Annotated in this window: 5 protein-coding genes and 1 pseudogene; 2 read left to right on the top strand and 4 right to left on the bottom strand. The window is 68.8% G+C overall.

The genetic code is table 11. The features are described from left to right. Positions 1-88: 88 nt before the first annotated feature. The 4 genes from AB1I47_RS33235 to AB1I47_RS33220 all read right to left on the bottom strand — a co-directional run bounded on the left by AB1I47_RS33235 (position 89) and on the right by AB1I47_RS33220 (position 4,023). On the bottom strand, positions 89-967 hold the full coding sequence (locus AB1I47_RS33235; RefSeq protein WP_354687897.1) for a PhaM family polyhydroxyalkanoate granule multifunctional regulatory protein: 879 nt from the start codon (positions 965-967) through the stop codon (positions 89-91). A 62-nt stretch (positions 968-1,029) separates the two neighbouring features. After that, positions 1,030-1,866 carry an enoyl-CoA hydratase/isomerase family protein gene (locus tag AB1I47_RS33230; protein WP_354687896.1) on the bottom strand — a complete coding sequence of 279 codons (837 nt, stop codon included), beginning with the start codon at positions 1,864-1,866 and terminating at the stop codon, positions 1,030-1,032. Between the two features lie 116 nt (positions 1,867-1,982). Beyond that, positions 1,983-2,963, bottom strand: coding sequence for a fumarylacetoacetate hydrolase family protein (locus tag AB1I47_RS33225; protein WP_354687895.1), 981 nt, complete (start codon positions 2,961-2,963; stop codon positions 1,983-1,985). A 103-nt stretch (positions 2,964-3,066) separates the two neighbouring features. Continuing rightward, positions 3,067-4,023, bottom strand: a complete 957-nt coding sequence (locus AB1I47_RS33220; protein ID WP_354687898.1) for a Bug family tripartite tricarboxylate transporter substrate binding protein — start codon at positions 4,021-4,023, stop codon at positions 3,067-3,069. Positions 4,024-4,261: 238 nt separating this feature from the next. Between AB1I47_RS33220 and AB1I47_RS33215 the strand changes: the two genes are divergently transcribed. Then, positions 4,262-5,095, top strand: a complete 834-nt coding sequence (locus tag AB1I47_RS33215; RefSeq protein WP_354687894.1) for an IclR family transcriptional regulator — start codon at positions 4,262-4,264, stop codon at positions 5,093-5,095. Further along, a pseudogene (locus tag AB1I47_RS33210) lies at positions 5,055-5,306 on the top strand (hypothetical protein); the annotation flags it as partial. The gene AB1I47_RS33215 and the pseudogene AB1I47_RS33210, both read left to right, overlap by 41 nt.

The following is a 5,306-nucleotide window of genomic DNA, read 5'->3' as shown; positions in this document are numbered from 1 at the left end:
GGCGGGTTCCCGCCGGGAGATCGCGGTGCATTGGGGGCGCAGGGTGGTGCCGGACTGTGCGTTGGATGCTTCAGGGCGCCATCGGTTCTCAGGAGGTGCCGCCGGTGCCGCTGCCTTCATTGCCGTTGCCATGCCCCTTGCCATGCCCGCTGCCATTCCCGCTGCCATTCGCCGCACCTTTGGCTGGCGCCTTTGCCCTGGCAGATTTCGTGGCGGGGGCCTGCTTGCCTGCCGGCTTTGCCGGGCTCCTGGTTCCCGCGGCCGCCGCAGCGGTCTTGCGCGGCGCGCTCTTCGGCTTCGCCGCAGGGGTTGGTGCCGGGGTGGCCGCCGCGCTGGTGGCTGCGGTGCCAGCACTCCCCGCGCTCCCCGCGCCGCCAAAGCCGCCCATGCCGAACGGCGCGATGCTGGCCGCGGCGGCACTGCTTGCGATCTGGTTGAACTGCTGCTGCAGCATGTCCCACCACAGCCCGGCGTTGGGCGACTCGGCGGGTTCGGCCTCGCCGCCGGATGCCGCCTCGGCGCTTTCGGCGCTTTCTGGGGTCCCGGCGGTCGCTGCGGGTGGCTCCTGCGCCGGCGCGTGCGTGGCGGCGCCGCGGCTGGTGCCGGTGTCCGCGCCGGCCCGCTCCGGCGGCGTGGCGCTGGGCGCGTTGGCCGCGCGCGCCACGTTCTCCATCGCTGACTGCATCGCCTCGGGCGACAGCGCATTGCCGAAGGTCTGCAGCGCCACCAGCGTGGCGCGCTGCACTTCCAGCCCCTGGATGGTGGTGCGCAGCAGGTTGGTGTTGAGCTGCAGCCAGCTTTCCACGGCCTTGAGATCGGCGATGCGCTTGTCGAGGTCGTCGAGGTCCATCGGCGGGGTCATCGCCTGCAGGCCGGGCATCAGGCCGCCGGGCATGCCGGTGCCGCTGCCCCATAGCCTGCGCATGAAGTCGAAGCTGTTGGTGAAATCGGGAATCTGTCCGAACATGGTCACGCGCTCCGTGTGCGGCGCAGTCCGCGCCCGGTTGCGGGCCAGCGGCTGCGTCGTCGTTACCTGAACTGTGGCGGCCGCTTCTGGCGCAGGCTCGCCATGCCTTCGTGCACGTCGGGGCCGGCAAAGCCCATGAATTCGAGCGCCAGCGAGGTATCGAAGGCGGGCCCGGCCATCCGCAGCCAGTTGTTGAGGGCGTACTTGGTCCAGCGGATCGCCGTCTGCGATCCCGCCGCCAGCCGGTTGGCGACCTCGAAGGCGCGCGTCACCAGTTCATCCTCTTCCACCGCCAGCGAGACCAGGCCGATCCGCTCGGCCTCTTCGCCGCTGACCGACTCGCACAGCATCAGATAGTACTTGGCCTTGGCCATTCCGCACAGCAGCGGCCACACGATCGCGGCATGGTCGCCCGCGGCCACGCCCAGCCGGGTATGGCCGTCGACGATGCGCGCGGTTTTCGCGGCGATCGAGATATCGGCCAGCAGCCCCGCCACCAGTCCGGCGCCGACCGCCGGGCCATGCATCGCCGAGACCACCGGCTTGTCGCAGTTGATGACGTTGTAGACCAGGTCGCGCGCCTCGTGCCACACGCGCGTGCGGGTCTCGAAGTCGTTGGCCATGTCCTCCACCAGCGCCAGGTCGCCGCCCGCGGAGAAGCCCTTGCCCTCGCCGCGGATCAGCGCCACGCGCACCTCGGGATCGGCGGAGACGTCGCGCCAGATCTCGGCCAGCTCGCGGTGCATGTTGGCGTCCGCGGTGGCCAGCTTCTGGTTGGCCGACTGGGCGGCGCCCATGATGATTTCCAGGATGGGGCCGTGCCGGCGCAGCGTCAGCGCGCGATAGCGGGCATAGCGTTCGGAGAGTTCATCGGAAGGGGAATCGTTGGGGGCAGTCATGGGTGGCCTGTCAGGTGGGGGCGCGGGCCGCGCCGGGTGCATGGTCGATTTACCAACCGAGCGGTCGGTTAATTATATGCACATCCGGCCGGCCCGTGCCGACAGGCGCGGGCGGGTCAGGGCGCCGCCACCAGCTGGTCGATCGCGCCGAACACCGAATGCCCCTGCGCATCGAACATCTCGATCTTGACCGCGTCGCCGAACTTCATGAACTCGGTCGACGGCTTGCCCTCGTCGATGGTCTCCAGCATGCGCTTCTCGGCGATGCAGCAGTAGCCCTTCTTGCGGTCGACATTGGAGATCGTGCCCGAGCCCACGATGCTGCCGGCGCGCACATTGCGCGTCTTGCAGATATGCGCGATCAGCTGGCCGAAGTCGAACACCATGTCGGTGCCGCAATCGGGCTGGCCCACCTTCCTGCTGTTCCAGTGCACCGTCATCGGCAGGTGCACCTTGCGCTCGCGCCAGGCCTCGCCCAGTTCGTCGGGGGTCACCGCCACCGGCGAGAACGCGGTGGCCGGCTTGCTCTGGAAGAAGCCGAAGCCCTTGCCCAGCTCGGCCGGGATCAGGTTGCGCAGCGAGACATCGTTGGCCAGCATCACCAGCCGGATGGCGTCGCCGGCCTGCTCGGGCGTGGCGCCCATCTTCACGTCGCCGGTGATCACGGCGACCTCGGCCTCGAAGTCGATGCCAAACGCTTCGCTGGCGCAGACGATATCGTCGTGCGGTCCGAGGAAGTCGTCGGAGCCGCCCTGGTACATCAGCGGGTCGGTCCAGAACTCGGGCGGCATCGCGGCGCCGCGCGCCTTGCGCACCAGCTCGACGTGGTTGACGTAGGCCGAGCCGTCGGCCCACTGGTAGGCGCGCGGCAGCGGCGCCATGCAGTCCTTGGGGGCGAACGCGAAGGGGTGGCGCGCGCGGCCGGCGTTGAGCGCGTCGTACAAATCCTGGAGCTGGGGCGCGTAGAAGTTCCAGTCGTCCAGCGCGGTCTGCAGCTTGCCGGCGATATCGGTGGCGTAGTGGGCTTGCTTCAGGTCGCGCGACACGACCACGAGCTGGCCGTCGCGCGAACCGTCCTTCAGGGTTGCGAGTTTCATGGATGCGGTACGGTAGAGATCGATGGCGTCCGCCAGGCAGACGCAGCGTCCGCTAGTCTACCGTGGCCGGCATCCGGTCCAGTCCACCGCCGCAGTCCACGCTTCAGTCCACCGTGATTCCCTTGGCCTTGATCAGCTTGCCCCAGCGCTCGGCCTCGGCACGCGCATAGCTGGCGAATTCCTCGGGCGTGCTGTAGACGGCTTCGACGCCCACGCCTTCCAGCTTCTTCTGCACCTCGGGCGTCTTCAGCGCCTTGACCAGCTCGGCGTTCAGCCGCGTCACCACTGCCTTGGGCGTGCCGGCCGGCGCCACCATGCCCTGCCAGGCGTAGGCCTCGAAGCCGGCCACGCCGCCCTCTGCCACGGTCGGCACGCTGGGCAGCACGGTCAGGCGCTTGGGCGTGGCCACACCCAGTGCGCGCAGCTTGCCTGCCGTTACGTTCTGCTGGCCCGAGGCCAGGTCCAGGAACATCAGGTCGACCTGGCCTGCCAGCAGATCCTGCACGGCTGGCGCCGCGCCCTTGTAGGGGACGTGCGTCATCTTGACCTTGGTCTGGTCCATGAACAGCTCCATGGCCAGGTGGTGCGGACTGCCGGCGCCCGGCGAGGCGAAGTTGACCTTGCCCGGGTTCTTCTGCGCGTACTCGATCGCTTCCTTCAGCGTGCGCGCCGGGAATTTGGGGTTGGCCACCAGCACCAGCGGAAAGCGCGCGAGCTGGCCGATATAGACGAAGTCCTTCTCCGGGTTGTACGGCAGCTTCTTGTACAGCGAGGGGTTGGCGGCCAGCGTGGCGGTGTCGGCGGTCAGCACGGTATAGCCGTCGGGCTTGGCATGGGCCACGGCATCGGCGCCGACGATGGTGGCGGCGCCCGGGCGGTTGTCGATCACCACCTGCTTGCCCAGCCCTGGGGTAATGGCCTGGCCGACCGTGCGCGCGACCACGTCGGTGCCGCCGCCGGCCGGGTAGGGCACCACCCAGCGGATCGGCTGCGCGGGCCAGTCCTCGGCGCGCGCGGGGGCGCTGGTACCGGAGAGCGCGCCGGCCGCGGCCAGGGCCATCAGCACGAAACGGGTGGAGTGAAGCTGAAGCAAGGGGCGCAGGGGGCGCATCGGTAGTCTCCGTGTTAAAAAGGGGCCCGGCTCGGCACGTAGGGAACATCGCGCCGCCAGATCTGTTGCGAAGAAAGTCTACCGATCGCTTAAAAATTGGTAAATCGATTTCGCTATAGTAAATTTACCTAGGAATTTGCCCGGGGCCGCGCTGCCGGGGCTTACCGAAAAACCAACTATCCGTCGCATGTCCGACCTAGAAGAAGACGACGCCAAGCTGCGCTCCGGAATCCAGTCCATCGAGGTGGGCTTCAGGCTGCTGCAGGCGCTGGCGGCGGCGCCGCGCGCGATGATGCTGCGCGACCTCGCCGCCGAAGCCGGCATGAACCCGGCCAAGGCCCACCGTTACCTGGTCAGCTTTATGCGGCTGGGCGTGGTGGCGCAGGACCCGGTCAGCGGCCGCTATGACCTGGGGCCCTTCGCGCTGCAACTCGGGCTGGCGGGACTGAACCGGCTCGACCCGGTCAAGAAGGCGCGCCCGATCCTGTCGCAGCTGCGCGACGAGATGGACCTGACCGCCGGTATCGCCGTGTGGGGCAACCACGGGCCCACCATCGTGCACTGGGAGGAATCCAGCCACCCCGTCACCGTCAGCCTGCGCCTGGGCGACGTGATGCCGATGCTCAACTCCGCCACCGGGCGGCTGTACGGCGCCTACCTGCCGCGCAAGCAGACGCTGCCGCTGATCGAACGCGAACTGGGCGCCCGGGGCAACGACGGCGTGCCCGACATGCCGCGCTCGCTGGCCGAATACGACGCCATCTGCGCCGAAGTGCGTGCCCACGGCGCCGCGCGCACGCTTGGCGGCGTGCTGCCGGGCATCAATGCGTTCTCGATGCCGGTGTTCGATGCCAACGGCCACCTGGCGATGGGGCTGATCGTGCTGGGCGCGCAAAGCCTGTTCGATGCAGAATGGGGCGGTACGATGGATCGCCGCGTACGGGACATTGCCCAACAGCTCTCATCGGAACTCGGCTACCTTGGTACCGCCCCCCCGGCCGGACAAACCGGCCAAGCCTGATCCACCCCATCCTGGCCTGCGCCTGCGCGATGCGTTCCGGCCCGGCGCGGATCCCCGCGTCTGGCGCCGGCGGCGCTGGATCATCGTTATCGGGCTGGTACTGCTGGTGCATGTGCTGGCGGTGGTCGGCTTCCTGCGCATGCCGGGTCCGCTGATCCCGGTCGATGTCAGCAACACGCCTACGCTGGAGGCGGTGCTGCTGGCGCCGCCC

This window comes from Cupriavidus necator (assembly GCF_040578825.1).
GTDB lineage: Bacteria > Pseudomonadota > Gammaproteobacteria > Burkholderiales > Burkholderiaceae > Cupriavidus > Cupriavidus necator_E.
This window is presented reverse-complemented; position numbering and strand designations above follow the sequence as displayed.

What these genes read in the sequence shown, in the direction of transcription:
- AB1I47_RS33235 (WP_354687897.1), bottom strand. Translation starts at nt 967, where the DNA reads ATGTTCGGACAGATTCCCGATTTCACCAACAGCTTCGACTTCATGCGC.
- AB1I47_RS33215 (WP_354687894.1), top strand. Translation starts at nt 4,262, where the DNA reads ATGTCCGACCTAGAAGAAGACGACGCCAAGCTGCGCTCCGGAATCCAG.
- AB1I47_RS33230 (WP_354687896.1), bottom strand. Translation starts at nt 1,866, where the DNA reads ATGACTGCCCCCAACGATTCCCCTTCCGATGAACTCTCCGAACGCTAT.
- AB1I47_RS33225 (WP_354687895.1), bottom strand. Translation starts at nt 2,963, where the DNA reads ATGAAACTCGCAACCCTGAAGGACGGTTCGCGCGACGGCCAGCTCGTG.
- AB1I47_RS33220 (WP_354687898.1), bottom strand. Translation starts at nt 4,023, where the DNA reads ATGGCCCTGGCCGCGGCCGGCGCGCTCTCCGGTACCAGCGCCCCCGCG.